Annotated in this window: 27 protein-coding genes, 1 other RNA gene, 1 pseudogene and 1 CRISPR repeat array; of the genes and pseudogenes, 13 read left to right on the forward strand and 16 right to left on the reverse strand. The window is 41.5% G+C overall.

Features of this window, described 5'->3' with window-relative positions; genetic code table 11:
• Positions 1-64: 64 nt before the first annotated feature.
• Together glyA and A9500_RS02680 are read left to right on the forward strand one after the other, a co-directional pair.
• A complete protein-coding gene (gene glyA, locus A9500_RS02675) occupies positions 65-1,327 on the forward strand; it encodes a serine hydroxymethyltransferase (protein ID WP_065243799.1) in 1,263 nt (420 codons plus the stop codon).
• Positions 1,327-1,602, forward strand: a pseudogene (locus A9500_RS02680) (DUF1294 domain-containing protein). The gene glyA and the pseudogene A9500_RS02680 overlap by 1 nt, the downstream one beginning before the upstream one ends.
• 80 nt (positions 1,603-1,682) lie before the next feature.
• Here A9500_RS02680 and dsbB read toward each other — a convergent pair.
• Positions 1,683-2,216 carry a disulfide bond formation protein DsbB gene (dsbB, locus tag A9500_RS02685; RefSeq protein ID WP_065243800.1) on the reverse strand — a complete coding sequence of 178 codons (534 nt, stop codon included), beginning with the start codon at positions 2,214-2,216 and terminating at the stop codon, positions 1,683-1,685.
• Positions 2,217-2,235: 19 nt separating this feature from the next.
• Entirely contained in the window at positions 2,236-3,774 is a 1,539-nt protein-coding gene (gene nhaB / locus A9500_RS02690) for a Na(+)/H(+) antiporter NhaB (protein WP_065243801.1), read from the reverse strand.
• Positions 3,775-3,907: 133 nt separating this feature from the next.
• Between nhaB and fadR the strand changes: the two genes are divergently transcribed.
• From fadR to ruvX, 4 genes are read left to right on the forward strand one after another with little or no spacing between them, the layout of a single operon-like run.
• Positions 3,908-4,636, forward strand: coding sequence for a fatty acid metabolism transcriptional regulator FadR (fadR, locus tag A9500_RS02695; RefSeq protein ID WP_065243802.1), 729 nt, complete (start codon positions 3,908-3,910; stop codon positions 4,634-4,636).
• Positions 4,637-4,694: 58 nt separating this feature from the next.
• Positions 4,695-5,429 (forward strand): 16S rRNA (uracil(1498)-N(3))-methyltransferase, encoded by a 735-nt coding sequence (gene rsmE / locus A9500_RS02700; RefSeq protein WP_065243803.1) that lies wholly within the window; start codon positions 4,695-4,697, stop codon positions 5,427-5,429.
• The gene (locus A9500_RS02705) at positions 5,429-5,989 is read left to right on the forward strand and encodes a YqgE/AlgH family protein (RefSeq protein WP_049364895.1); all 561 of its coding nucleotides are present in this window, start codon (positions 5,429-5,431) and stop codon (positions 5,987-5,989) included. Before rsmE ends, A9500_RS02705 begins: the two co-directional genes overlap by 1 nt.
• On the forward strand, positions 5,989-6,408 hold the full coding sequence (gene ruvX, locus A9500_RS02710; RefSeq protein WP_014064097.1) for a Holliday junction resolvase RuvX: 420 nt from the start codon (positions 5,989-5,991) through the stop codon (positions 6,406-6,408). Before A9500_RS02705 ends, ruvX begins: the two co-directional genes overlap by 1 nt.
• Positions 6,409-6,456: 48 nt before the next feature.
• On the opposite strand, the gene pgeF is transcribed toward ruvX, so the two are convergent.
• Together pgeF and rluD are read right to left on the reverse strand one after the other, a co-directional pair.
• On the reverse strand, positions 6,457-7,194 hold the full coding sequence (gene pgeF, locus A9500_RS02715) for a peptidoglycan editing factor PgeF (protein WP_065243804.1): 738 nt from the start codon (positions 7,192-7,194) through the stop codon (positions 6,457-6,459).
• 1 nt (position 7,195) lies between these two features.
• Positions 7,196-8,170 carry a 23S rRNA pseudouridine(1911/1915/1917) synthase RluD gene (gene rluD / locus A9500_RS02720; protein WP_065243805.1) on the reverse strand — a complete coding sequence of 325 codons (975 nt, stop codon included), beginning with the start codon at positions 8,168-8,170 and terminating at the stop codon, positions 7,196-7,198.
• A gap of 109 nt (positions 8,171-8,279) precedes the next feature.
• Between rluD and A9500_RS02725 the strand changes: the two genes are divergently transcribed.
• The 7 genes from A9500_RS02725 to A9500_RS02755 all read left to right on the forward strand — a co-directional run bounded on the left by A9500_RS02725 (position 8,280) and on the right by A9500_RS02755 (position 14,753).
• Positions 8,280-9,071 carry an outer membrane protein assembly factor BamD gene (locus A9500_RS02725; RefSeq protein WP_014064094.1) on the forward strand — a complete coding sequence of 264 codons (792 nt, stop codon included), beginning with the start codon at positions 8,280-8,282 and terminating at the stop codon, positions 9,069-9,071.
• Positions 9,072-9,163: 92 nt separating this feature from the next.
• Positions 9,164-9,361: non-coding RNA, 6S RNA (gene ssrS / locus A9500_RS02730), on the forward strand.
• A gap of 26 nt (positions 9,362-9,387) precedes the next feature.
• Positions 9,388-9,960, forward strand: coding sequence for a 5-formyltetrahydrofolate cyclo-ligase (locus tag A9500_RS02735; protein WP_065243911.1), 573 nt, complete (start codon positions 9,388-9,390; stop codon positions 9,958-9,960).
• Between the two features lie 135 nt (positions 9,961-10,095).
• The gene (gene clpB / locus A9500_RS02740; RefSeq protein WP_065243806.1) at positions 10,096-12,666 is read left to right on the forward strand and encodes an ATP-dependent chaperone ClpB; all 2,571 of its coding nucleotides are present in this window, start codon (positions 10,096-10,098) and stop codon (positions 12,664-12,666) included.
• Positions 12,667-12,779: 113 nt separating this feature from the next.
• On the forward strand, positions 12,780-13,373 hold the full coding sequence (gene mog / locus A9500_RS02745; protein WP_065243807.1) for a molybdopterin adenylyltransferase: 594 nt from the start codon (positions 12,780-12,782) through the stop codon (positions 13,371-13,373).
• Between the two features lies 1 nt (position 13,374).
• Positions 13,375-13,713, forward strand: a complete 339-nt coding sequence (glnB, locus tag A9500_RS02750) for a nitrogen regulatory protein P-II (protein ID WP_005697836.1) — start codon at positions 13,375-13,377, stop codon at positions 13,711-13,713.
• Positions 13,713-14,753 carry an AI-2E family transporter gene (locus A9500_RS02755; RefSeq protein ID WP_065243808.1) on the forward strand — a complete coding sequence of 347 codons (1,041 nt, stop codon included), beginning with the start codon at positions 13,713-13,715 and terminating at the stop codon, positions 14,751-14,753. The genes glnB and A9500_RS02755 overlap by 1 nt, the downstream gene beginning before the upstream one ends.
• Positions 14,754-14,832: 79 nt before the next feature.
• Here A9500_RS02755 and secF read toward each other — a convergent pair whose 3' ends face one another.
• The 12 genes from secF to cas7c all read right to left on the reverse strand — a co-directional run bounded on the left by secF (position 14,833) and on the right by cas7c (position 26,559).
• The gene (gene secF / locus A9500_RS02760; RefSeq protein WP_005697896.1) at positions 14,833-15,807 is read right to left on the reverse strand and encodes a protein translocase subunit SecF; all 975 of its coding nucleotides are present in this window, start codon (positions 15,805-15,807) and stop codon (positions 14,833-14,835) included.
• 10 nt (positions 15,808-15,817) lie between these two features.
• Positions 15,818-17,668, reverse strand: a complete 1,851-nt coding sequence (gene secD / locus A9500_RS02765; protein WP_065243809.1) for a protein translocase subunit SecD — start codon at positions 17,666-17,668, stop codon at positions 15,818-15,820.
• Positions 17,669-17,691: 23 nt separating this feature from the next.
• Complete coding sequence (gene yajC / locus A9500_RS02770) at positions 17,692-17,982, reverse strand: preprotein translocase subunit YajC (RefSeq protein WP_005695468.1); 291 nt, start codon at positions 17,980-17,982, stop codon at positions 17,692-17,694.
• 102 nt (positions 17,983-18,084) lie between these two features.
• The gene (locus tag A9500_RS02775; RefSeq protein WP_065243810.1) at positions 18,085-18,312 is read right to left on the reverse strand and encodes a sulfurtransferase TusA family protein; all 228 of its coding nucleotides are present in this window, start codon (positions 18,310-18,312) and stop codon (positions 18,085-18,087) included.
• 3 nt (positions 18,313-18,315) lie between these two features.
• The gene (locus A9500_RS02780) at positions 18,316-18,828 is read right to left on the reverse strand and encodes a hemerythrin domain-containing protein (protein WP_065243811.1); all 513 of its coding nucleotides are present in this window, start codon (positions 18,826-18,828) and stop codon (positions 18,316-18,318) included.
• A gap of 64 nt (positions 18,829-18,892) precedes the next feature.
• Complete coding sequence (gene tgt, locus A9500_RS02785; RefSeq protein WP_005695471.1) at positions 18,893-20,041, reverse strand: tRNA guanosine(34) transglycosylase Tgt; 1,149 nt, start codon at positions 20,039-20,041, stop codon at positions 18,893-18,895.
• 112 nt (positions 20,042-20,153) lie between these two features.
• Entirely contained in the window at positions 20,154-21,245 is a 1,092-nt protein-coding gene (gene queA, locus A9500_RS02790; RefSeq protein ID WP_065243812.1) for a tRNA preQ1(34) S-adenosylmethionine ribosyltransferase-isomerase QueA, read from the reverse strand.
• Between the two features lie 145 nt (positions 21,246-21,390).
• Positions 21,391-22,355: direct repeats of the CRISPR family, unit length 32 nt; unit sequence GTTTCAACACACAGCCGCCCGAAGGCGGCTGC.
• A gap of 191 nt (positions 22,356-22,546) precedes the next feature.
• Positions 22,547-22,840 carry a CRISPR-associated endonuclease Cas2 gene (gene cas2, locus A9500_RS02795; protein ID WP_005702619.1) on the reverse strand — a complete coding sequence of 98 codons (294 nt, stop codon included), beginning with the start codon at positions 22,838-22,840 and terminating at the stop codon, positions 22,547-22,549.
• Between the two features lie 3 nt (positions 22,841-22,843).
• Positions 22,844-23,857, reverse strand: a complete 1,014-nt coding sequence (gene cas1c, locus A9500_RS02800; RefSeq protein WP_065243813.1) for a type I-C CRISPR-associated endonuclease Cas1c — start codon at positions 23,855-23,857, stop codon at positions 22,844-22,846.
• A gap of 185 nt (positions 23,858-24,042) precedes the next feature.
• Positions 24,043-24,993: a hypothetical protein gene (locus tag A9500_RS02805; protein WP_065243814.1), complete on the reverse strand. Its 951-nt coding sequence runs from the start codon at positions 24,991-24,993 to the stop codon at positions 24,043-24,045.
• A gap of 33 nt (positions 24,994-25,026) precedes the next feature.
• The gene (cas4, locus tag A9500_RS02810) at positions 25,027-25,677 is read right to left on the reverse strand and encodes a CRISPR-associated protein Cas4 (RefSeq protein ID WP_065243815.1); all 651 of its coding nucleotides are present in this window, start codon (positions 25,675-25,677) and stop codon (positions 25,027-25,029) included.
• 15 nt (positions 25,678-25,692) lie between these two features.
• Positions 25,693-26,559, reverse strand: a complete 867-nt coding sequence (cas7c, locus tag A9500_RS02815; protein ID WP_065243816.1) for a type I-C CRISPR-associated protein Cas7/Csd2 — start codon at positions 26,557-26,559, stop codon at positions 25,693-25,695.
• Between the last annotated feature and the right edge of the window lie 5 nt (positions 26,560-26,564).

The following is a 26,564-nucleotide window of genomic DNA, read 5'->3' on the forward strand; positions in this document are numbered from 1 at the left end:
GTTAAGTTTTTGCCTGGAAACAGGTAAACTATACACAAATAATTCAAACAACGAGGAAAACACAATGTTTAAAAAAAGTATGAACATCGCTGATTACGATCCGGTTTTATGGCAAGCCATTCAGGACGAAAATCGTCGTCAAGAAGAGCATATCGAGCTTATCGCATCTGAAAACTATGCGAGTCCACGAGTAATGGAAGCGCAAGGTTCTCAGTTTACTAACAAATATGCAGAAGGCTATCCAGGTAAACGTTACTACGGCGGTTGTGAGTACGCAGACATTGTGGAACAGTTGGCGATTGATCGCGCGAAAGAGTTATTTGGTGCGGATTATGTGAACGTACAACCACACTCAGGTTCACAAGCCAATGCGGCAGTATATGGTGCATTAATCAATGCGGGCGATACCATTTTAGGGATGGATTTAGCACACGGTGGTCACTTAACCCACGGGGCGAAAGTGAGCTTCTCCGGTAAAATCTATAATTCTGTACTTTATGGTATCACTGCAGATGGTTTAATTGACTATGAAGATGTGCGTCAAAAAGCATTAGAACATAAACCAAAAATGATCGTGGCAGGTTTTTCCGCTTATTCTCAAGTGGTAGATTGGAAAAAAATGCGTGAAATCGCAGATGAAGTTGGCGCGTATTTATTCGTTGATATGGCTCACGTTGCGGGCTTAATTGCAGCAGGTTTATATCCAAACCCATTACCATACGCACACGTTGTGACAACGACTACCCATAAAACCTTAGGTGGTCCACGTGGTGGTTTAATCCTTTCTTCTTGTGGTGATGAAGAGCTTTATAAACGCTTACAATCTTCTGTTTTCCCTGCAAACCAAGGTGGTCCATTAGTGCACATTATTGCGGCGAAAGCAGTATGTTTCAAAGAAGCGTTAGAACCAGCTTATAAAGAATATCAAGCAAACGTGATTAAAAATGCGAAAGCGATGGTGGAAGTGTTTAAACAACGTGGTTATGACGTGGTTTCAAATGGCACAGAAAACCATTTATTCTTAGTGAGCTTCATCAAACAAGGCTTAACCGGTAAAGCAGCAGATGCAGCGCTAGGTAAAGCGAATATTACGGTGAATAAAAACTCCGTACCAAATGATCCACAAAAACCATTTGTGACTTCTGGTATTCGTGTTGGTACACCAGCGGTGACTCGTCGAGGCTTTAACGAGCAAGACTGTCGTGAATTAGCCGGTTGGATGTGCGATGTATTAGATGCATTAGGCAAAGAAAACGAAGAACAAGTGATTGCTGCAACCAAAGAAAAAGTATTGGCAATCTGCAAACGTCTTCCTGTTTACGCATAATGCTGATTCAGCTTTTATTTGTGATGCTAGCGGCGGTAAATATCGCCGCTTATTTTTTAATGTGGAAAGATAAAGTCCGCGCGGTTCGTCACGGCTGACGAATTTCTGAAAACACCTTCTTTCTATTAAGCCTTCTTGGTGGGTTTATTGGTGTTTATTACGGGATGAAACGCTTTCGCCATAAAACCAAACACTTCAGTTTTAAATTTGTTGTTATTCTCAGTGCCTTTATTTGGCTAGTCTTAATGCCTTATTGGTATTTCTTTCTTGAGTAGTTTTAAATTCAGAATAATTTTTATCAATGAGAATAAAAAAGCCTAGAGAATATCTCTAGGCTTTTTAGCATGTAATTAGATTATTTAAAAATGAGGCGTCTTTTTCTGCTTTTCTTCACTTGTGAAATAGTGATTAATCCCAACACAAGGACATAAACAGCAAAAATAAACACGAGCCATTGCACCATAGTAATACCGAAGAGTGACCATTGGCTTTCGTTACAGCTGCCTGTTGGATTGAAGACTGCAGGTAGCCATTTATGGAATGGTAAAGTTTCCGGAAAGTTTGGGATAAATTCACATTGTTTCCACGGTACAGGGTTCATTTGTAAATCAAGGTGACGGATAGATATCATTAATCCTTTAATTGCACCAAATAAACCCACAATAAGAGCAAGAATGCGGATAATAAGCGAACTTGGAGCTAAGGCGCCGATAAGACCAGCGACGAATAAACCCACAACAGCTAAACGTTCATAAACACAAAGTACGCAAGGTTGTAAACCCATGCCGTATTGAAAATAAAGTGCGGTCGATTCTAAGGCAAATGCGGTAAATGCCAAAAAGATCCACGCTGAACGTTTAAGGGATAATTGCTTAAAAAAGTCGAGCATTCTTTCTCCTTATGCTTCACTAAATAGGAAGAATTAAGCCAAGGTTCGCAAGCAAAATTGTCATATATGGTAAGATAAATTCGATAGCAAGGAAACCCACCACGGTTAATACGATGGTGTAAGGCAATGCCATATAGACCATTCTACCATAGGAAAGTTTAATTAACGGTGCAAGAGAGGATGTCAGTAAGAACAAGAATGCGGCTTGACCGTTTGGCGTTGCTACAGAAGGTAAGTTTGTACCTGTATTGATTGCGACCGCAAGTAATTCAAATTGGTGTGGCTCAATCGCTCCAGCTGTAAGCGCATTTTTCGCCTCATTAATGTAAACCGTTGCAACGAATACGTTATCAGAAATAGCAGAAAGTAAACCGTTGAAACCATAGAATAGGGCTAACTGGGTTTTCTCTTCTGCACCTAATACGAAGTGGATAATTGGACCAAAGAGTTTTTGATCAATAATCACCGCAACGATAGAGAAGAATACCACTAATAATGCAGTGAAAGGTAAGCTTTCTTGGAATGATTTTCCAATGGCATGCTCGTCTGTTACGCCAGTAAAAGTTGTTGCAAGAATAATCACACTTAAACCGATTAGACCTACCGCAGCCAAATGGAAGGCTAGACCTAAGATTAACCAAATCGCGATAAGACCTTGAACAGAAAGGCGAACTTTATCTTGTTTAGACATTTTTTGTGTGTTTTCGCGATCTAAATCAGACAAGATTTTCCATACTTCTTCTGGTAATTTTTCGCCATAGCCAAATACTTTAAATTTTTCCACTAAAACACAAGTGAGTAATCCACAGATAAAGACAGGAACGGTCACTGGCGCCATACGGAAGAAGAACTCAATGAAGTTCCATTTTGCTTGTTCTGCAATGATTAGGTTTTGTGGTTCCCCCACCATGGTCATTACACCACCGAGAGCTGTCCCCACGCCTGCATGCATCATTAAGCTACGTAAGAAAGAACGGAATTTTTCGAGAGTTTCGTGGTTTTTAATTTTGTTATCATCAGAAATATCAACCGCATCTTGTAGTGTTTTACCGGATGCGACTTTGTGATAAACCCCATAGAAACCCATAGCTACGCTGATAATTACTGCAACAACAGTAAGTGCATCTAAGAAAGCTGAAAGAAATGCAGCACTAAAACAGAAGGCGACAGAAAGGACGATTTTAGAACGGATACGGACTAATAATTTGGTGAACACATAAAGCAAAAGTTGCTTCATAAAGTAAATACCGGCCACCATAAAGATTAAAAGTAAAACGACTTCAAAGTTTGCCATGATCTCGGCTTTAACATGCTCTGCATTCGTCATACCAATAGCAATAGCTTCAACGGCTAATAAACCACCCGGTTGAAGAGGATAGCATTTTAATGCCATTGCTAGGGTGAAAATAAACTCAGCCACGAGTACCCAACCCGCCACAAATGGGCTTACCCAAAAGAATAAAATTGGGTTAATTACCAAGAAGGCAATAATAGTTAATTTATACCAATCAGGGCTCGAGCCCAGAAAGTTTTTTATAAAAGCTTGTGTGTAAGTCATATTGAACTCCGTTTTTTATAGTCCTATCATTGTAATATATACTGCTTTAAAGGATAATAGACCAGTTAAAGATTTATTCAATAAATCACATTTTTTTGATCTTTTTAGACTTTTTTATATTTATTTCATACTCATGCAAACAGATAATACCCTTTTACGGGCTCAAAGCCCAGCCGCTCTTGCCGAAGAATATATTGTTAGGAGTATTTGGGATAATGTATTTCCCGCAGGCACCAATCTTCCTTCTGAGCGTGATTTAGCTGATAAAATCGGCGTAACACGCACCACATTACGTGAAGTATTACAGCGTTTGGCTCGTGATGGCTGGCTTACCATTCAACACGGCAAGCCGACAAAAGTCAATGATATTTGGGATACAGCTGGTCCAAGCATCATTGAAACCTTAATTACCCTAGATCGTCAAAGTGCACCGCTAATTATTGAAAATATGTTGTCATTGCGTAGTCGCATGTCAGAATCTTATATTTATGAAGCTGTAAAAAATTCGCCTAAAGCCTCAGTTGCTTTGTTTAAAGGGCTAGATTCATTAGAAAACACCGCTGAAAGTTACATGGAGTTTGACTATGCCTTATTCCGTCAATTTACAGTAATGGCTAATAAACCTTTCTATCGTTTGATTTTTAATAGTTTACGTGGGGTTTATCATAAAATTGGTTTATTGTTTTTCAGCGAAGAAAAACATCGCCAAGTCACTCATGATTTCTATGTTGAATTGCGCGATATTTGTGAAAGTGGTCAATCCGATTTAGTGGTGGAATGTATTCGTAAACATAAGCAAGTGACGTCCGCTTATTGGCGAGCCATTTTAGAAAGTTTACCGAAAAATTTAGCAACAGAATAATATTAAAAGTGCGGTTGAAAATGACCGCACTTTTTCCTTATATCAAAGACTCAATATTATGCGTATTCCAAGAATTTATCATCCAGAATCCCTTAAAAATCAATCTACTTGCCAACTTTCAGAGGATGCGGCTAATCATGTAGGGCGTGTACTTCGCATGACTGAAGGTGAGCAAATTGAATTATTTGATGGTAGTAATCATATTTATCTAGCAAAAATTATTGAAGCGAGCAAAAAAGCCGTTAAAGTGGAAATTCTTGGTTGTGAATTGAGTGATAAGGAGTCTAATTTATCGATTCATTTAGGGCAGGTTATTTCACGCGGCGATCGAATGGAATTTACCATTCAAAAATCTGTGGAATTGGGCGTGAATGTGATTACACCATTATGGTCAGAACGCTGTGGCGTGAAGTTGGATGGTGAACGTATGGATAAGAAAATCCAACAATGGCAAAAAATTGCCATTGCGGCTTGTGAACAATGTGGCCGTAACGTTGTGCCAGAAATTCGTCCATTAATGAAATTACAAGATTGGTGTGCAGAAAATGATGGCGCGTTGAAATTGAATTTACATCCAAGAGCCCAATATTCAATTAAAACCTTGCCTTCTATTCCAAAAGAAGGGGTTCGTTTGCTTATTGGTTCAGAAGGTGGTTTATCACCTCAAGAAATCGCTCAAACTGAACAACAAGGATTTACTGAAATTTTATTAGGAAAGCGTGTGTTACGTACAGAAACAGCCTCTTTAGCGGCGATTAGTGCGTTACAAATTTGTTTTGGAGATTTGGGATAATGATGGATTTACAAGGGCAATTTTTAATTGCGATGCCACAGTTGGAAGATTATTTCCAAAATACCGTGGTGTATATGTGTGAGCATAATGAGCAAGGCTCAATGGGCTTAGTGATTAATCAACCCACCGATTTAAGCATTGCTGAACTGTATTCAAAAATGAATTTTATGATGAAAAATGACCGCACTTTTAGCAATGAACTTGTACTTGCGGGTGGCCCAGTACATTCTGAGCGTGGTTTTATTCTGCATAAGAAAACCGCGAAAGAATTTGAGCACAGTTATAAAATTACCGATGAGATGTTTCTAACCACTTCGGCAGATATTGTGGAAACCTTTGGTTCAGAGGATGCACCCGAAAAATATCTTGTTGCGCTCGGTTGTGCAAGTTGGACAGCAGGACAGTTAGAACAAGAGATTGCAGATAATGCCTGGTTAGTGGCACCAGCTTCAGATACCATTTTATTTGAAACTATTTATGAAGATCGTTATCCTGCCGCGAATCAATTATTAGGGATTAATCCTCATAATTTTGTCTTTTCACAAGTGGGGCACAGTTAATGGGCATCACAGCAATCGCGTTTGATTTTGGCACAAAAAGCATTGGTTGTGCAGTCGGGCAAAGTATCACGGGTACGGCGCAAGCCTTACCTGCATTTAAAGCGCAAGATGGAATTCCAAACTGGGATGCTATTGAGAAATGCTTAAAAGACTGGAAACCTGATGTTATTGTGGTGGGATTGCCTTTAAATATGGATGGAACCGAGCAAGATTTAACACTTCGTGCGAAAAAATTTGCCAACCGCTTAAATGGTCGTTTCGGTATCAAAGTAGAACTGCAAGATGAGCGCTTAACGACGGTTTCTGCTCGAGATGAAATTTTCCAGCGTGGCGGTTATCGAGCTCTCAATAAAGGCAAAGTCGATGGAATTTCTGCTTGCTTGATTTTAGAAAGTTGGTTTGAAAACTATTCAGAATAAGCCAAAAATAAACCGCACTTTAAGGTGCGGTTTATTGCATTGATAGGTTTATTTTTTTATCCAAATCAGACTCGCCATTCGGCCTGTTTTGCCATCTCGACGATAGGAAAAGAAGCTCTCTTTTTCATTGAATGTGCAATGCTCCCCACCGTAAATTTGGGTAATCCCTAATTTGTTGAGGCGTTGTGTGGCGATTTGATAAAGATTGCCGAGGTATTTTCCTGATTCATTCGGGTCGGGTCGGAAAGCCGTTTCTGCAATCGGGTCAAAAGCCATAAATTGCTCAATCACTTCTTTGCCTACTTGGAACGCATTAGGTCCGATAGCAGGCCCAAACCACGCAATAATCTCTTCAGGGGCAGATTGGAAACATTTTACCGTTTCTTCTAATACACCATCACAGAGTCCGCGCCAACCTGCGTGTGCCGCAGCCACTTCAGTCCCTTGCTTATTGGTGAATAAAACCGGTAAGCAATCAGCTGTCATCACCAAACATACTTGGTTAGGTTGATTGGTGTAAACCGCATCAGCCTCTAAATCATTGCCCTCATAAGGCACCGTAATCACACGAGTGCTATGTGTTTGAGTTAAAAATAACGGGAAATGTGGCAGATTAAATTTTTCGACCAATAAAGTGCGGTTAGTTTTGACCGCACTTTTATTGTCTTCGACATGATCACCCAAATTGAAACTATCGAAAGGCGGCAGGCTTACGCCACCTTCTCTTGTGGTTGTAAAAGCTTGGATATGTGGTGGAACATTCCAGTTTGGAACAATAGTTTTCATCTTAATAATCCAATTCGTCTTTATGTTCGAGGTAATCCGCTTTTAAGGCATGAAGTAATTCGACAAAGTCATCCGGCAATGGGGCATACCATTCCATCATTTCACCTGTGATAGGATGAGCTAAACGCAACATAACCGCATGTAGGGCTTGGCGTTTAAAATTGCGTAGCACCTCAGTGAAGGCTTCGCTTGCATTTTTAGGTGGGCGAGGACGGCCTCCGTAAGTTTGATCACCCAATAGTGGATGCGCAATATGTGCCATGTGTACACGAATTTGGTGAGTACGACCCGTTTCTAAACGTAAGCGTAAGCGGGTGTAATTACGGAAATTCTCCATGATGCGATAGTGCGTCACAGCCGGTTTGCCCATTGGGTGAACCGCCATCAATGTACGTTTGGTGGCGTGACGAGCCATTGGCTGATCTACGGTTCCACCTTTAGTCATAATACCACTTGCAACGGCTTCGTATTCACGAGTGATCTTACGTTTTTGTAAATCACGCACAAGCTTCGTTTGTGCTGGAATGGTTTTAGCGACAACCATGAGACCTGTCGTGTCTTTATCTAAACGATGCACAATCCCTGCGCGCGGTACTTCAGCAATAGGTGGATAGTGATAGAGTAGCGCATTAAGCACGGTACCATCCGGATTGCCTGCACCTGGGTGAACCACGAGATCTTTAGGTTTGTTAATCACGATAATATCGTCATCTTCATAAACGATATTGAGTGGAATATTTTGTGGCTCAAAACGGTTTTCATCTTCCACTTCTACCGAAATTTCAATTTGCTCTCCGCCATAAACTTTTGCACGGGGAATATCGGCAATTTCACCGTTTATTTTTACCTGTTTTGCTTCAATCCAGGTTTTTAAACGCGAACGGGAATATTCTGGGAACAACTCTGCGAGGGTTTGGTCTAAACGCTGTCCCATTTGTTCGGGCTGAATTTCAGCCGTTAAGGTAATTTGTGGCATAAAAAATCCATCTAAAAATTTAAAAAGTTGGCTTATTGTGTAATGTTCTATACAATATTCGTTAATTGTAACTTATTTATTGATTTTCGTAAAAATTAAGGAAAAAAGAATGCGTAAAATAAAATCTCTCGTGCTTATTGCACTTACCTCATTCGCTATTGCAGCTTGTAGCAGTGGTAATAAAGAAGTGGAGCAAGCTTCTGTTGATGAGCTTTATGCAAAAGGCGCGGCTGCATTACAAGAAGGAAGCTATTCTGATTCGATTCGTTATTTAAAAGCAGCGACAGAGCGTTTCCCGGGTAGTACTTACCAAGAACAAGCAATGCTTGATTTAATTTATGCAAACTATAAAACACAAGATTACACAGCAACGTTGGTTACTGTAGATAACTTCTTACAGCAATTCCCACAAAGTCCAAACCGTGACTATGCAGTGTATATGGCGGGTTTAACAAACTTAGCAACGGCTGATAACATGATCCAAGATTTCTTTGGCATCGATCGTGCAACGCGTGAAACGACTTCAATGAAAACTGCGTTTTCAAACTTCCAAAGCTTAGTGCGAGCGTTCCCAAATAGCCCATATTCACAAGATGCAGTAGCACGTATGGCATACATCAAAGACTCATTAGCGCGTCATGAATTAGAAATTGCGAAATTCTATGCAAAACGTGATGCATGGGTCGCGGTATCAAACCGTGTAGTGGGTATGTTGCAACAATATCCGGATGCAAAAGCGACTTACGAAGGTTTATTCTTAATGAAAGAAGCATACGAGAAAATGGGTTTACAACAATTAGCGAACCAAACCCAGCAAGTTATCGATGCGAATAAAGATAAACAATTTGCGGAAGTGAAAAAACCGGAAGAGTCTGATTTAACTCAACCAGTTAAAAAATAATTCTCGTCCCTTGTGGGACGAGCTTGAATAAGCAAAATTATTCAAATAAAGGCTAGTCAAACTAATCAAATTGAGCTAGTATAAATTTAAAAGATTTCCTGGGGTGTTCGTGGATGGGTTATGTCCCTGAGCCGATACTTAGAACTTTATAAATCGGTTTCCCGCCATTGGTGTGTAGGCTTGACCTTTGACTTTGTCATTGGACTAAAGAAACCTAAAAATGGCCTTACCGGTTTCCTTGGACCGTCGGGTTCAAGGACTACTACTCGTAGCGGCACTCTGGGACCTTCCTTTAAAATCCATTCTTTCCAATCGAATGAAATCAACACAGCAAACGCTTCGCAATCAACTCCGTCAACAAATTCGTAAAACACGAGCAAATTTGACCGCACTTCAGCAGCAACAGGCAGAGAATTCCATTACTCAACAAGCGCTTGCATTAATTGAAGCACAAAATGCGCAGCATGTTGCCTTGTATGTTTCCTTTGATGGTGAAATCTCCACAGATAAACTTATTAAAACCCTTTGGGCACAAGATAAACACGTTTATTTGCCGGTATTGCACCCTTTCAATCCTAATCATCTTTTGTTCTTACGTTATTTGCCAGATACACCAATGCTGAAAAATAAATTTGGCATTTGGGAGCCAAAACTCAATGTGCAAAATGTATTGCCTTTGGATGAATTAGATATTCTTTTTACACCACTCGTTGCGTTTGATAGACAAGGGAATCGCCTTGGCATGGGCGGTGGTTTTTATGATCGCACCTTACAACATTGGCAGAAGTCTCCTTTTATCCCCGTGGGATTAGCCCATCAATGTCAGCAAGTCGAACAGCTTCCAACAGAAGTGTGGGACGTGCCACTTCATCAAATCTTAGTTGCTTAAACCTATCAAGAAGTAAAGTTTGATAGAAAAAATTAAAAATAGTTGATTTTTTCTCTTGAAATACCAAAAAAGGGTCTTATTTAATTACTCATAAAGGGGATGACCCCAACAATTTTATGCAGGAGAAGATAAGATATGAATATTGAAAAATTTACCACTAAATTCCAACAAGCACTCAGTGAAGCGCAGTCATTAGCGCTTGGTAAAGATAATCAGTTTATCGAACCAGTGCATTTATTGGCCGCACTTTTAAATCAACAAGACGGTTCAATTGCACCGATTTTGACAGCAAGTGGCGTGAATGTCGCGTTATTACGTAATGAATTAAACGCAGAATTGAATAAATTGCCACAAGTGTCAGGTAATGGCGGAGACGTGCAAATTTCTCGTCAATTACTCAACTTATTGAATTTATGTGACAAATTAGCACAACAAAAACAAGATAAATTTATTTCCAGTGAATTGTTCTTATTAGCGGCGCTTGAAGAGCGTGGCGCATTAAATGACATTTTGAAAAAATGTGGTGCTAAAAAAGAACAAATTTTACAAGCGATTCAACATATTCGCGGAGGACAAAGCGTGAACGATCAAAATGCAGAAGAAAGCAGACAAGCTCTTGAAAAATATACGATTGATTTAACAGCTCGTGCTGAAAGTGGCAAACTCGACCCGGTTATTGGCCGTGATGAAGAAATCCGTCGAGCCATTCAAGTATTGCAACGTCGTACCAAAAACAACCCAGTATTAATCGGTGAACCTGGTGTAGGTAAAACCGCTATCGTGGAAGGGTTGGCACAACGTATTGTCAATGGTGAAGTACCGGAAGGCTTGAAAAACAAACGTGTGCTTTCTTTAGATATGGGTGCCTTGATTGCGGGTGCAAAATATCGTGGTGAATTTGAAGAACGTTTAAAAGCGGTATTAAATGAACTTGCAAAAGAAGAAGGTCGCGTGATCCTCTTTATTGATGAAATCCATACCATGGTTGGTGCAGGTAAAACTGATGGTGCGATGGATGCAGGTAACTTATTAAAACCAAGTTTGGCACGTGGTGAATTACACTGTGTGGGTGCAACAACGTTAGACGAATATCGTCAATATATCGAGAAAGATGCGGCGCTTGAACGTCGTTTCCAAAAAGTCTTTGTAGATGAACCAAGTGTAGAAGATACCATTGCGATCTTACGTGGTTTGAAAGAGCGTTATGAGATCCATCACCATGTAGATATTACTGACCCAGCAATCGTAGCAGCGGCAACACTTTCGCATCGTTATATTTCCGATCGTCAATTGCCGGATAAAGCCATCGACTTAATCGATGAGGCGGCTTCTAGTATTCGTATGGAAATTGACTCTAAACCAGAGCCACTCGATCGTCTTGAACGCCGTATCATCCAATTAAAATTGGAACAACAGGCATTACAAAAAGAAGAAGACGAAGCAAGTCGTAAACGTTTAGAAATGTTAGAAAAAGAACTTTCTGATAAAGAACGTGAATATGCTGAACTTGAAGAAGTATGGAAGTCAGAAAAAGCAGCACTTTCAGGTTCTCAACACATCAAACAAGCGTTAGATGCGGCAAAAACTGAAATGGAACAAGCGCGTCGTGCTGGCGATTTAAGCAAAATGTCTGAGCTTCAATACGGTCGTATTCCAGAATTGGAAAAACAACTTGCTGCCGCTGAAACCGGTGAAGGCAAAGAAATGAGTCTATTACGCTATCGTGTGACAGATGAAGAAATTGCGGAAGTGCTTTCTAAAGCAACCGGTATTCCTGTTTCTAAAATGATGGAAGGCGAGAAAGAAAAACTCTTACGCATGGAAGAAGAATTGCACAAACGTGTGATCGGTCAAGAGGAAGCAGTAGATGCCGTAGCGAACGCGATTCGTCGTAGCCGTGCGGGGCTTTCTGATCCTAACCGACCAATTGGTTCGTTCTTATTCTTAGGACCAACAGGTGTGGGTAAAACAGAGCTTTGTAAAACCTTGGCGAAATTCCTCTTTGACAGTGAAGATGCGATGGTACGTATTGATATGTCAGAGTTTATGGAAAAACACAGTGTATCTCGTTTAGTGGGGGCACCTCCAGGCTATGTCGGCTATGAAGAAGGTGGTTACTTAACTGAAGCGGTACGTCGTCGTCCATATTCGGTGATTTTATTGGATGAAGTGGAAAAAGCACATGCGGACGTATTCAATATCTTATTACAAGTATTGGATGATGGCCGTTTAACTGATGGTCAAGGTCGTACTGTGGACTTCCGTAACACCGTGGTGATTATGACCTCTAACTTGGGCTCTGATTTAATCCAAGGTAGCAAAAACGAAAGCTATGGCGAAATGAAAGCCTTAGTGATGTCAGTGGTGAGCCAACATTTCCGTCCGGAATTTATCAACCGTATTGACGAAACTGTGGTATTCCATCCACTTGATAAAGAAAATATCCGTGCAATTGCAAGTATTCAATTAGAACGCTTAGCAAAACGTATGGAAACTCGTGGTTACGAATTAGTGTTTACTGAAGCGTTATTAGATTTCATTGGTGAAGTCGGTTACGACCCAATTTATGGGGCGCGTCCATTAAAACGTGCAATCCAACAAGAGATCGAAAACAGCTTGGCACAACAAGTTCTATCTGGTCAATTATTACCAGGCAAAGTAGTCACAATCGATTATGTAGATGGCAAAGTTCAAGCCAGACAATAATGTGTAAAATAAAAAGCCATTTAGTGAAAGCTAAATGGCTTTTTTATGCTTTGGTAAAAGAGAAAATAGGGTAGAATGATCCTGTTTATTGCATATAAAAATGAGGAAAGAAAATGACCGCACTTTTAAAAATTGGTTTGGTTTCGATCTCTGATCGCGCATCAAGTGGTGTGTATCAAGATCAAGGGATTCCCGAGTTACAACAATGGTTAGAGCAGGCGTTGGTGGATCCTTTTGAAGTAGAAACGCGATTAATTCCAGACGAGCAGCCATTAATTGAACAAACGTTGAAAGAATTGGTGGATGAGCACCATTGTCATTTAGTGCTAACCACTGGTGGTACAGGGCCGGCAAAACGTGATGTGACACCAGATGCAACGTTAGCGGTAGCCGATCGTGAAATGCCAGGATTTGGCGAGCAAATGCGTCAAGTAAGTTTGCATTTTGTGCCGACAGCGATTCTATCTCGTCAAGTTGGTGTGATTCGTAAAAATAGTCTCATCTTGAATTTACCGGGTCAACCAAAAGCCATCAAAGAAACCTTAGAAGGCGTGAAAGATGAACAAGGCAAAGTCTTAGTGAAAGGGATTTTTAGTGCAGTGCCTTATTGCTTGCAATTAATCGATGGTATTTATATTGATACCAAACCTGAAGTGATTACAAGCTTCCGCCCGAAAGCCGCGCGCCGTGAAAATTTGGAGAAATAAGATGAAAAAAATCGAAGCCATTATTAAGCCATTTAAATTAGATGATGTACGTGAAAATTTATCTGATATTGGCATTAGCGGAATGACCGTGACTGAAGTTCGTGGTTTTGGCCGCCAAAAAGGGCATACAGAGCTTTATCGCGGTGCGGAATATATGGTGGATTTTCTACCTAAAGTGAAAATGGAAATTGTCGTGCCGGATGATTTACTTGAACAATGTCTTGAAACCATTGTTGAAACTTGCCAAACAGGGAAAATCGGTGATGGGAAGATCTTTGTTTATGATGTAGAACGCGTGATCCGTGTTCGTACAGGCGAAGAAAATGAGGAAGCCATTTAGTGGAAAAAAACGTAAATTTTAACCGCACTTTAGTCGCAATGGCAGCTTTAGTGATTGTATTTGCGGGAATTAAATTGGCGGCGGAGATTGTCGTGCCTTTTTTATTGGCATTATTTATCGCCATTATTTGTTCGCCGGTAATTAAAGCGATGACACAACGCAAAGTGCCACATGGTATTGCGATTGCCTTGTTGTTTATCTTAATTTTAATCGTATTCTTTTTCCTGGCGGGATTAATTAACAGCAGTGTGCAGGAATTCACTCGCTCAATTCCTCAATATAAAGTGTTGCTTTCAGAGCGTATAAATGACGCCATGGCATTAGCTCAAAAACTGAAATTGCCGATTGTAATTTCTCGCGAAGCCATTATGGAGCATTTTGACCCAAGTGTGATCATGAACTTTGTGAGCCGTTTGTTATTAAACTTTTCTGGTGTGGTGACGAATGTTTTTGTGTTGATCTTAGCGGTGATTTTTATGCTGCTTGAAGCACCAACCATGAAGCATAAACTTGCTTTAGTTTTAAGTGATAATGAACATGATGTTGTCGCGGAAGAACATCACATCGATCGTATTTTAGACGGTGTGATTAGTTATCTTGGTGTGAAAACGGTGATTAGTCTGCTTACCGGCGTTTCGACGTGGATTTTGTTGGATGTAATGGATGTCCAATATGCGATTTTATGGGCAACCTTAAGCTTCCTATTAAATTACATTCCAAATATTGGTTCGATTATTGCAGCCGTGCCGATTGTTGTTCAAGCGTTATTGCTGAATGGATTTGGTGTGGGTATGGGTGTAACCGTCGGTATCATTGCATCAAATATTGTGATCGGTAATATTATTGAACCGAAAATGATGGGAAAAACCTTAGGGCTTTCTACCTTGGTCGTATTCTTTTCATTGCTTTTCTGGGGATGGTTGCTCGGTACGGTTGGTATGTTGCTTTCAGTGCCGCTGACAATGGCGTTTAAAATCACTTTGGAAAGCTCTGAATCAACGAAGAAATATGCGGCTTTATTAGGTGATGTAAATGACTAAAGTGTGGTCAAAAATCACGTAATTTTAGCAATAAAAAAGCCACCATTGGTGGCTTTCTTTTTATCTCATGTTCGATAGATTAAGGTAAATCATCTACTTCTTTATCCACTTTTGGTGGAATCATATGTTCACGGCGTAGGCCGATATCATAAGCAATCGCAATTGCAATAAAGATTGATGAGTAAGTACCAAAACCGATACCAATTAATAACGCTAATGAGAAGTTATGAATTGATGGACCACCAAAGAAGAACAAGGCAATCACAACAAGAAGCGTTGTGAGAGATGTCATGATGGTTCTCGATAAGGTTTGTGTTAAGGAAATATCAATAATATCGATGGTTTCTACACGGCGAATTTTACGGAAGTTTTCACGCACACGGTCAAATACCACGATACTATCGTTGATGGAATAACCTACAACGGAAAGAATTGCCGCCACGAAGGTTAAATCCATTTCGACTTGTAATGCAGAGAATACACCAAGCGTAATCACCACGTCATGCGCAAGTGAGGCAATACCACCAAAACCTAAACGCCATTCAAAACGTGAGCCCACGTAAATTAACATCATTGCTAGGGTTGCAAGGGTCGCATAAACCGCACCTTGAGCCAGTTCTTCACCCACGTTTGGACCGACGAATTCGATACTGTTAATATGAATATTAGGGTCAATTGTTTGGAGCATGCTTTTAACGTGATCACCAATAGCAGAATCGTTATTATCAGCCGGTAAGCGGATCATCACGTCTTGTACAGAACCGGTTGTTTGTACAATTGGACTTGCAATCCCATTTTGATTTAATGTGCCACGGATTTTCTCTAAATCAGCCGGTTGTGAGAAGTGAGTATCAAATACCACACCACCGGTAAAATCCAAGCCCCAGTTGAAGCCTTTTGTCACAATGAAGAAGAGGGAAATCGCCATTAAAATTGCGGAAAATGCATACCCTACAAATCTCACTTTCATAAATTCAGTGAGAGGGAATGGCAATTTAATCCCATTCACTTCACGGATAAAATGTCCGTTTTTATCTTTTGCAAATAATCTCATCTTATCCTACCTAAATTGATAATTTTTCAAGGCGTTTACCGCCGTATAGGAAGTTCACGATAGCACGTGTTCCAGTAATCGCTGTAAACATTGAAATTGCCACACCTAATGCAAGGGTTACCGCGAAGCCTTGAATAGGGCCGGTACCGACAGCATAAAGAATAATCGCCGTTAAAATTGTGGTTAAGTTCGCATCGAAGATAGAGGAGAATGCACCGTTATAACCTTCGTTAATGGCTTGCTGGATTGGACGACCATTACGAATTTCTTCTTTGATACGCTCAAAAATAAGTACGTTGGCATCCACCGACATCCCCAAGGTTAATACGATACCCGCAATCCCTGGCATGGAAAGTGTTGCCCCAGGTAGGATAGACATTAAACCGACTAATAAAACGATGTTAATCACTAATGCGAAGCTTGCGATAACGCCGAAGATTTTGTAGTAAATCAACATGAAGAGGATAACTACAATTAATCCCCAGAAGCTTGCATTGATACCTTGTTCTACGTTTTGTGCACCCAGTGAAGGACCAATTGTACGCTCTTCAACAATTTGCACTGGCGCGATTAATGCACCTGATTTTAATAACATAGAAAGGTTTTGTGCTTCCGCAGAGCTGCTTACACCCGTAATTTGGAAGTTAGAACTAAAGCGACCTTGAATGGTTGCGACGTTAATGACTTCTTCATTTTTCTCTAAAATGGTTTTGCCATTTTCGTCTTTTTTACCGTTGTCTTTGTATTCTACATACAAGGTTGCCATCGGTTTTTTATAGTATTTCTTGGTGGTTTGCGACATGATTTCGCCGCCTTCACTATCCAAGGTTACACTTACTTGTGGCGTATTAGTATTTTGGTCTAAGCCCGAGCTTGAGTTGATGATGTGTTCACCACCCAATACCGCACGTTTGTAAAGTGCAACAGGTCTACCTTGACGGTCATATTTGATTTCTGTGTCAGAAGGTAACATACCACGCGCTGCTGATTCTGGGTTTACCAACGAATTCACAATGCGGAATTCAAGTGTTGCAGTTGCCCCTAAGATTTCTTTTGCACGCGCAGTATCTTGAACACCCGGTAATTCGATTACGATACGTTCAGCACCTTGACGTTGGATAACCGCTTCAGCTACGCCTAATTCAGCAACACGTTTACGTAAAATCGTTAAGTTTTGCTCGATCGCTAAGTTACGTGATTCTGTTAATGCCGCTTCAGAAAGGGCAAGGTTTAAGGTGTTGTCACCAATATCAGACACTTCTAATGTTGGGTGTAACTGACGAATAATACGCGCTGCTTTTGACATTTGGTCAGCATTTTCTAATGTGACCGTTGTACCAAATTTGTCGCCATTTTTAATCGCCGTAAACTGAATTTTTTCTTTACGTAATTCGTTGCGTAATGTGTCTTGTAACTGTTCTTGACGTTTAGCAAGCGCAGAATTCATGTCCACTTCCATTAAGAAGCGTACACCACCACGTAAGTCCAAACCCCATTTCATCGGATTAGCACCAATGCTGCTTAACCAAGCCGGTGTTGCAGGTGCAAGGTTTAATGCCGTGGTGTAGTTGTTGCCAAGTTTTTCTGCAATTTTATCTTTGGCAAGAAGTTGGTCATCTGTGTTGGTGAAACGGGCAAGAATGGAGCCATTTTCAAGAACGATAGATTTGGTTGGAAGGTTATTTTCTTTCAGTACGTTTTGTACTTCAGTTAATGCGGTGGTGTCTGCTTGTTGTCCGCGTGTACCGGAAATTTGCACCGCAGGATCTTCACCATAGATATTTGGAAGAGAGTATAAAGCACCAATGGCGACCACAAGGATCACCATTAGATTCTTCCATAATGGGTAACGATTTAACATAGTTTTCCCTTTAGGAATTTAAATTAGAGAGATTTTACAGAACCTTTCGGTAATACTGAAACGATGTAGTTACGGTTAATCGTGATTTCAGTAGTATCGTTTAAAGCGATAACAATTTCAGCACCTTCGGTTACTTTAGTGATTTTACCAATCAAACCACCAGCGGTTAATACTTCAGTGCCTTTCGCTAATTCAGACATTAATTTTTTGTGTTCTTTGTTACGTTTCGCTTGTGGGCGGTAAATCATAAAATAAAAAATTAAACCGAAGATCACGAAAATAAATAACGTGGACATTGGGCTTTGTGCTTCCATTGTGTTTTCCTTATAAAATGAAAAGTTAAAAGTGTGCGTAAAATACCATAAAACGGCATTCAGTAAAAGCCGATGAAGGCAATAACAACTAGAATTTTGGAATTAATTGATTTTTTTCAAGCAAACTTCGAAGATTTGCTCGGAAAGCCAATGCTGATCCACTAATTCACATTGATTTTCTTCACAAAAAACAACAAAATTTTCTACCGCACTTTGGCGATTTAATTGCAAAATTAATTCATCATTTAGCGCTAAATTTGCCAAAGCCTTCTTCGCGGTTAAAAGTGGAATCGGGCAGGAAAGTGCGGTCAAATTTAATTGATATTTCATGATTTAAGCTTGGCGACGAGCAAACATAATTTTGCCCATAGCCGTGAGTTGTTCTGCTGATAAATATTGCTTACCAAGCTCAAATAGCGGCTCTTCAAGGGCAATGTGTCTATCGTAGCTCGCCACAAACAGCGTAATCAGCCTTTCATCTACATCAGTGCGTTTCTCTGCAATCAATTCTTCTAGCTGCTCCGAAAGCTTTGCCCAATTTTCATGCAAAGTAACATGCTGGCGTTCTAATTCATCCACCGACTCTTTCGCTTGAGGTGCTTTTTCAATTAAAGCGGGGAAAAAGTCTTTTTCTTCGTCATCATGATGAAGTGGTGCCGCGTGATTAAAATACTGCAAAATGGTTTTCACATCATTTAATACGGCTTGATTCACGCCATTTTTTTCTAAGTAGCCAGGAAGAATCGTAAGTTGCTTGCAAAAGCGTTTTACCTTGCTATGACAGGCATAAAGCATATCAATCGGTTCATTCCAAGTGGCAAATTGTTGAGGTTCGAGGATTTGCATAAGGTTTCCTTTGTTAAAAAGTGCAGTCAAAAAACATTTCATTTTTCTACCGCACTTTCATCAATTATGATTTATCCGCTAATTGCAATGGTGGAACAGGTTTGCCCATGCGAGCATAGAATTCCACCACAAAATCATCAAAACGATCGTCTTCGATAGCTTGGCGAATTTCCGCCATTAAACGTTGATAATAGCGTAAATTGTGAATGGTATTTAAGCGTGCACCTAAAATTTCACCGCATTTATCTAAATGATATAAATAGGCTTTGGTGTAGTTTTTACAGGTGTAGCAATCACATTCAGGATCCAATGGGCTGGTATCATCACGGTATTTTGCATTACGGATTTTAACAATGCCGTCAGTCACGAATAAATGGCCGTTACGCGCGTTACGAGTTGGCATTACGCAGTCAAACATATCAATACCACGACGCACACCTTCCACTAAATCTTCTGGTTTACCTACGCCCATTAAATAACGCGGTTTATCAGCCGGAATTTGTGGGCAGATGTATTCTAAAATGCGGTGCATATCTTCTTTTGGTTCGCCTACCGCTAAACCGCCCACCGCATAACCGTCAAAGCCAATATTCACTAAGCCTTCTAATGATACTTTGCGTAATTCTTCAAACACGCCGCCTTGAATAATACCGAATAGCGCATTTTTATTGCCTAATTCATCAAAGCGATCGCGGCTGCGTTTTGCCCAACGAAGAGACATTTCCATAGATTTTTTCGCATAATCGAAAGTCGCTGGATAAGGCGTACATTCATCGAAAATCATCACGATGTCAGACCCTAAATCATATTGAATTTCCATAGACTTTTCAGGCGAAAGGAAAATACGCTCACCATTAATTGGGTTTTGGAATTTCACGCCTTCTTCAGTGATTTTACGCAATTTACCTAAACTAAATACTTGGAAGCCGCCACTGTCAGTCAAAATCGGACGATGCCATTGCATAAAGTCATGTAAATCACCGTGTTTACGCATGACTTCTTGACCTGGACGAAGCCATAAATGGAAGGTATTACCCAATAAAATTTCTGCACCTGTCGCACGCACTTCTTCAGGCGTCATGCCTTTTACGGTGCCATAAGTGCCCACTGGCATAAATGCAGGGGTTTCTACGCTGAACGTGCCTTGGGGACGTTCAAATACCAAGCGACCACGACGTGCACTGCCGCTGGTTTTATCTAATTCATACTTCATTTTCTTTCCTCAACGAATAAACAGTTCGTAGGTTGTTATTCAATAAAAAAGCCTGTTAGTACAGGCTTCTTGATAGGTATTTTATGAGTTGGTTGAAAATAAGTCAAACCACTTATTCTAAGCCTTTTACATTGGGATTTTTGGTAATGAACATCGCATCGCCATAACTGAAAAAACGGTAGCGATTTTCGACCGCACTTTTATAGGCGTTCATGGTATGGCTAAAGCCTGCAAAGGCAGATACCAACATAATCAATGTGCTTTCTGGTAAGTGAAAGTTGGTAATCAACGCATCCACCACACGGAAGGATTTGCCTGGGTAAATAAAAATGGACGTATCAGAAAAATAAGGTTCAATTAAATCTGGATTGCCATTTTCTTCTGCCGATAGGGCAGCGGTTTCAACAGAACGCACTGATGTTGTGCCTACCGCAATGACACGTTTACCTGCTTTTTTCGTTTCAATAATGGCATTGCAGACTTCTTGAGAAAGCTCCACATATTCCGCGTGCATAATGTGATCTTCGATATTTTCAACACGTACGGGTTGGAATGTACCTGCGCCCACGTGCAAAGTCACAAATTCAAAATTAACGCCTTTTTCATGTAGCTTTTGTAACAGTTCATCATCAAAATGCAAGCCAGCTGTTGGGGCTGCCACGGCGCCAGGCACTTTGTTATACACGGTTTGATAGCATTCTTGATCTGCTTCTTCATCTGGGCGATCAATATAAGGCGGTAACGGCATATGACCGATTTCTTGCAACACATCAAGTACATTGCGACTTTTATCCGCTAATTCCACTTCAAAAAGGGCATCTTGACGACCAACCATAATGGCTTTTACGCCATTATTTTCTCCTAGCTTATCTTCACCTAAAAATAATTCTGCGCCTTCTTTTGGTGCTTTTGACGAACGAATATGCGCTAAGAAATGATGTTCACTTAAAACACGTTCAACCAATACTTCAATTTTTCCGCCACTGGCTTTACGACCAAACATACGAGCAGGAATCACGCGCGTATTGTTAAAAATCAACAAATCCCCTTCGTCGATTAAATCCAATACATCGGTAAAAGTGCGGTGAGAAATTTCCCCGTTTTCACCATTGAGTTGTAACAATCGGCAAGAAGAGCGATCTTCTTTAGGGTAACGAGCAATCAGCTCATCTGGTAAGTCAAAATGAAAGTCAGAAACACGCATAATTGTAAATAATGAAAGCTAAAAATGGGGCATAGTCTAGAGCGAATAAGGAGGAAAAACAAGGGGGAAATGTTGTTGGGTATGAATCGGGTTGAGAGATAGAGTAGGAAGGTAAATATTATACTATTCAAATTTATTAAGTTTTGTTTCAACACACAGCCGCCCGAAGGCGGCTGCCGAGGGCAAAAGCAATCGAGCCATCGTCTTTTACTGTTTCAACACACAGCCGCCCGAAGGCGGCTGCCAACATTGCCCACAAAATCCGTGCTATTTGGATTGTTTCAACACACAGCCGCCCGAAGGCGGCTGCGTTTATATCAACGTATTTGTCAGGTCACCAAACAAGTTTCAACACACAGCCGCCCGAAGGCGGCTGCGTAAAAGTAGCAACCATCAGCCAAGAAGCTTTAGCGTTTCAACACACAGCCGCCCGAAGGCGGCTGCGTTTATATCAACGTATTTGTCAGGTCACCAAACAAGTTTCAACACACAGCCGCCCGAAGGCGGCTGCCTGGTTCATTTTATACCTTGCACCGCATCAAATATTGTTTCAACACACAGCCGCCCGAAGGCGGCTGCGAAAGAAATTTCTTTACAGAAAAAGCAACAATTAAGTTTCAACACACAGCCGCCCGAAGGCGGCTGCGTGCCTACAGACAGCATGGAGCCGACAATAAGAGTTTCAACACACAGCCGCCCGAAGGCGGCTGCTGCGTGAGATTGTTGAGGGAATCGGGTTAGACTGGTTTCAACACACAGCCGCCCGAAGGCGGCTGCTGGAAATTCCCACTATGTGGGAATCTGTTTTGTTGTTTCAACACACAGCCGCCCGAAGGCGGCTGCAAGTCAAAAGAAAAAATGGTATTACAGACCGTCAGTTTCAACACACAGCCGCCCGAAGGCGGCTGCATAGATAAATGAGTAGAGCTTATGTCAATTATCGTGTTTCAACACACAGCCGCCCGAAGGCGGCTGCGAAATTAGGCGAGGAAATCCACGACAAGATCAGCGTTTCAACACACAGCCGCCCGAAGGCGGCTGCCTTTTTATCTTGTTTATCTGATTATAAAGAAAATAAGTTTCAACACACAGCCGCCCGAAGGCGGCTGCTCCCTACCTAAAAAAGCAAGAAAAATCAGCGTATTAAACACTGTATTTCGCTAACGGATTTTATGATAAGGAGTTTAGTCAGTATAACGGCCGCATCGCCGTTATACAAATAGATTAATTCATTCAAATTGTTAAAGAAAATAAGGTTCGCTATCCCATCAGGGTTTTAATGAGAACAACAGGTTAGCGAACTAAATGACAAGCACGTCTTTAAATACATCTACTGCCGGTTTTGCCCCATGATGCTCCACTTTATTACGCCACTTACTGCCCAAGTGGTAAAAACGCAGACTGTCACACGTGGGGTCGTAAGTTTCCAACAGTTTGTTTTTCAACATAACCCACTGGTCAGGTGTGACATCACATTCAAATACTGAATATTGTGCTCGCACGCCGTAATCTAAGCAATGTTTTGCGATACGGCGCAATCGTGCTTGCCCGTTTGGGTCGTCAAAAGAAATGTCGTAAGTAATCAGCATTAACATAGCTTATCTCATCAAAAACGGCGGGTATTCCGCCAAATCCCCGCGTAAATGCCGCGCCAGCAGCATTGCCTGAATATATGGTAGCAAGCCGATTTCCACTTCCTCGCCTAAAAACGGATGAACAACTTTTTCCTGTTTTTTCGCCTGCAAGGCTTGGAACAACAGCTTACGCGCATCCGCTTTCAGGCTTACCGCGCCGCTCGCCTCGGTAACGAAATCCTGCGGTTTGATTTGCCCTCGGTTAATCAGCGACAACACCAACCTATCCGCCCACCATGCGCGGAATTCTTCCAAAATATCCTGCGCCAAACTGTCTCGCCCCGGCCGGTCGGCGTGCAAAAAGCCTACCTGCGGGTCCAGCCCTACGCCTTGCAGCGCGCCGCTGATGTCCTTGCCCAACAGACTGTACACAAACGACAACAGCGCGTTCACCCCGTCTCTGGGCGGGCGGCGGTTGCGCCCGTCAAAAGAAAAGCCGCTTTTTTCGCTCAAAAGTTGCCCGAACACGCCGAAATAACGTGCCGCCGCATCGCCTTCAATGCCGCGCACCACGTCCAGCTCCGCCGTGCCCTTCAACTGCCGCAGCGAAATGTTCAGAGAATCAACCGCACTTTGAATCGCCACATTCTCGCCATAATTGCGAATCTGCCGCTGAAGCACCCGCTTACTCGCCTGAATCTTCGCCGCAATGATATTGCGCGCAATCGGCACGGGATTTTGCTCCGACACCCGATACTGCGCCCGACGCAGTAGCACATTACCACTCTGCCTCCCCTGAAGCCGCCCCAAGAAACGTCCGCTTTCCGTAAAAAACGCCAAATTCACATTATTTTCGCCGCAAAATCCCAGTAAAAACGGCGACACCAGCACATTCCCAAAACAGAAAATATGCCCGATGGAATGCACCGGCAACTGCGCCACCTTCTTACGCTCCTGCTCCACCACCAGCGTTTCCCGCTCCTTATGCAGATAACTGCCTTGGGTGGTGATATAGAGCGTGTTTTGCAGTTTGCGCATGGGGGAAACTCCTTGGGTTTTGACCGCACTTTTTTGGGTATTTAATAGGGGTGAGCTACCTGAAAAACGGTAGGTCGGATTCTCGAATCCGACATTTCCAAAGTTATAGAAACGATTTTAAATTATATAAATATCAAATGATCGTCGAATACGAGTATCCGACCTACTCATGCTAATTACACCTATTATTGTGAAATATTAGACTCACTATTCTTTCTATTTTTTTGTTCATTTTCTTCCATGATGGCAAAATATTCTGAATATGAAGAAAGTTTTTTACACTCCATAAGTTCTAAAACTAATTCATTTGAATATTTTAGATTTATATTTAATAAGAAGAATGTAATCAAAATCGAAGAAAATACAACAGATAACAATATAAGAAAAATCCCTTTTATAGAAACTATGTGAGAAATAATTATAGAATAATCAAAATACAAACTTATTTCTTCACCTACACTTGCTGGTAAGAAACTAAGTGGATATATGACTCCTAAAAAGAATAACAAACTAACAAATACCAACATTTTTGTAATTAGGCTAGAACACTCTGGATCTCCTGAAATTTCATTCATCATGTTTTGAGCTATTCTAATGTGATGCTTAACATCACTTAAAGTGGCATCAATAAGTTCTCTTTCTCTATTTAATTCTCCTATTATATTAATATTAATTGGCGGTATAAAATCGTTGTGCATAGCGATCTCTGTATAAACACCCTTAGTAGCATATAAGGCGGCGCGTTGTTTGAATTCCTCTTCTTTTTTTCTTTTCTCTTCTTCATAGTTATTTATTATGATTTGAATATTTTGAACAACATCATCTTTAGGTGTAAAGATAGAAAAATTTAATTCTGAATAAAGTTCAGTAGCAGATAAATCACTACCTTTTTTTAACATTTTTCTCAACTTTTCATATTCTTCTTTATTTATATGTTCATTATACCAATTAAAATATCTATTTTTACTTAAATCCATTACTCTTTTACACTCAACAATTACATCCTTAGCTCTGCTATTTTTTTGAGAAAATAACGCTTGGTTATTTAATATTTTTGTGATTAAAAATGCACCAAATATTCCGACAATAGCGGCTGATGACTGTGCAAAAGAACTAAAGAACCAATTCCAATCCATAAGATTACCTCATTAAAAATTAATATATTTAAATTACTCCCCAAACAACCCCTCAACATACCCCAAACTCCTATCCCTTTTCCCCAACAACTCCGGCTGGCAAATCTCCACCAGTGAGCAGGCTTTGCAGCGTTTGCCGTAGTTAGGCGGCGGAGTTTGACCACTATTTAGGAGTTCACGCACGGCGGCGATGATGGAGAGCGTTTGGGTGCGCAGGTCGTCTGAAAACACGACGGGGACGCGGTGTCGGGTTTGCATATACCACAGCGCGCCCTCAGAGATGGTTTGCTCCGTCATTTCTTCTAGGCACAAGCCTTGGGCGCAAAGCTGGATTTCATCCATCGGATCAGGTTTAGGCTTGCCGCGTTTGTATTCCACGGGTTTCAGACGGCCTGTTTTCGTTTCCACTTCCACCAAATCCAACACGCCGCTAATGCCCAGTTTCTCCGCCGACACATGCACTGTCCGCTCAAAACGCACACCCTTGCGCGTTTCCGGCTCGCCCGAATCCACCCGCTCATGCAGCGCTTTGCCCTGCGCGGTCAAATAGTTCTCCGCCCACGCCTGCTCGTTGTGAATCAACGCGCATTGGCGCGGGCAAAAGGCATAGTGTTGCAGGGCAGAAAGAGGAATCAGGCGCATGTCCTGATTTTCCCCTTGGGTTTCGGTTGAAAGTGCGGTCATCTTTTCAAATGTTTTTTAAAGCAACTCTTCCACACTCACGCCATTGAGGCCGTCTGAAACCACGCTGATTTTGTAATCGCCAAAACCGCTTGCCGGCGTACCTGATTCGCCGTTTACGCGTTCGACTTTCACGGCGTCAAACAGTTTATGTGCAGGCTGGCTGCCGAGTGCGCTGTCGTGTTTGAACACAATCAGTTTGCGCGCCGCCATTTCGCCACGGGCGGCGGAGCGGTCGTGTTCAAACATCAGTGTCAGGGCTTGCCAGAGTTTGGCTAAGTCGTCGTCTGAAAAACCGGTTTTAGCGGCAAGGTTGGCGGAGATAAAGCCGTGCACGCGGTAGAGCGCGTAAGGGACGATATATTTGCGCCCCATGGTGCGTTCTTTTTCCAAGTCTTTTTCATTGGTGACTGCCATGCGGGTGATGGAAACTTCCAGCGGCACAATCGGGTCGATGGATTGGGCGAACGCCAGTTGTACCGGGCCGCGCACTTGTCCGCTGTTGACTTCGGTGGTCATCACGGCGCCGAAGGTGCGGATATCGAAGAAGTTTTTGCACATCCACGCGGTAATGTCGCGGGCTTTGGCTTCGTCTTTGGGCAGTTTTTTGGCTTCAGATTCAATGCCGAGTGCTTCATAAGCGAGTTTGTTTTGCAGGTTCAATACGCTTTTTTCTTTCACATAGATTTCGTAACCGACTTCGTTTTCGCTGCTGATTTCCACAAAATTACGGATTTTGCGTTTTAAGCAGACATCGGTTACCAAACCTTTGCTGGATTCGGGATCAAGACGCGGCATATTGCCCGCATCGGGATCGCCGTTGGGGTTGCCGTTGGTAACATCAAAAAAGTAAACAAATTCATAGCGGTTTTGAATGGCAGACATTTTCT

This window comes from Haemophilus sp. CCUG 60358 (genome assembly GCF_001679485.1).
Lineage (GTDB): Bacteria > Pseudomonadota > Gammaproteobacteria > Enterobacterales > Pasteurellaceae > Haemophilus_D.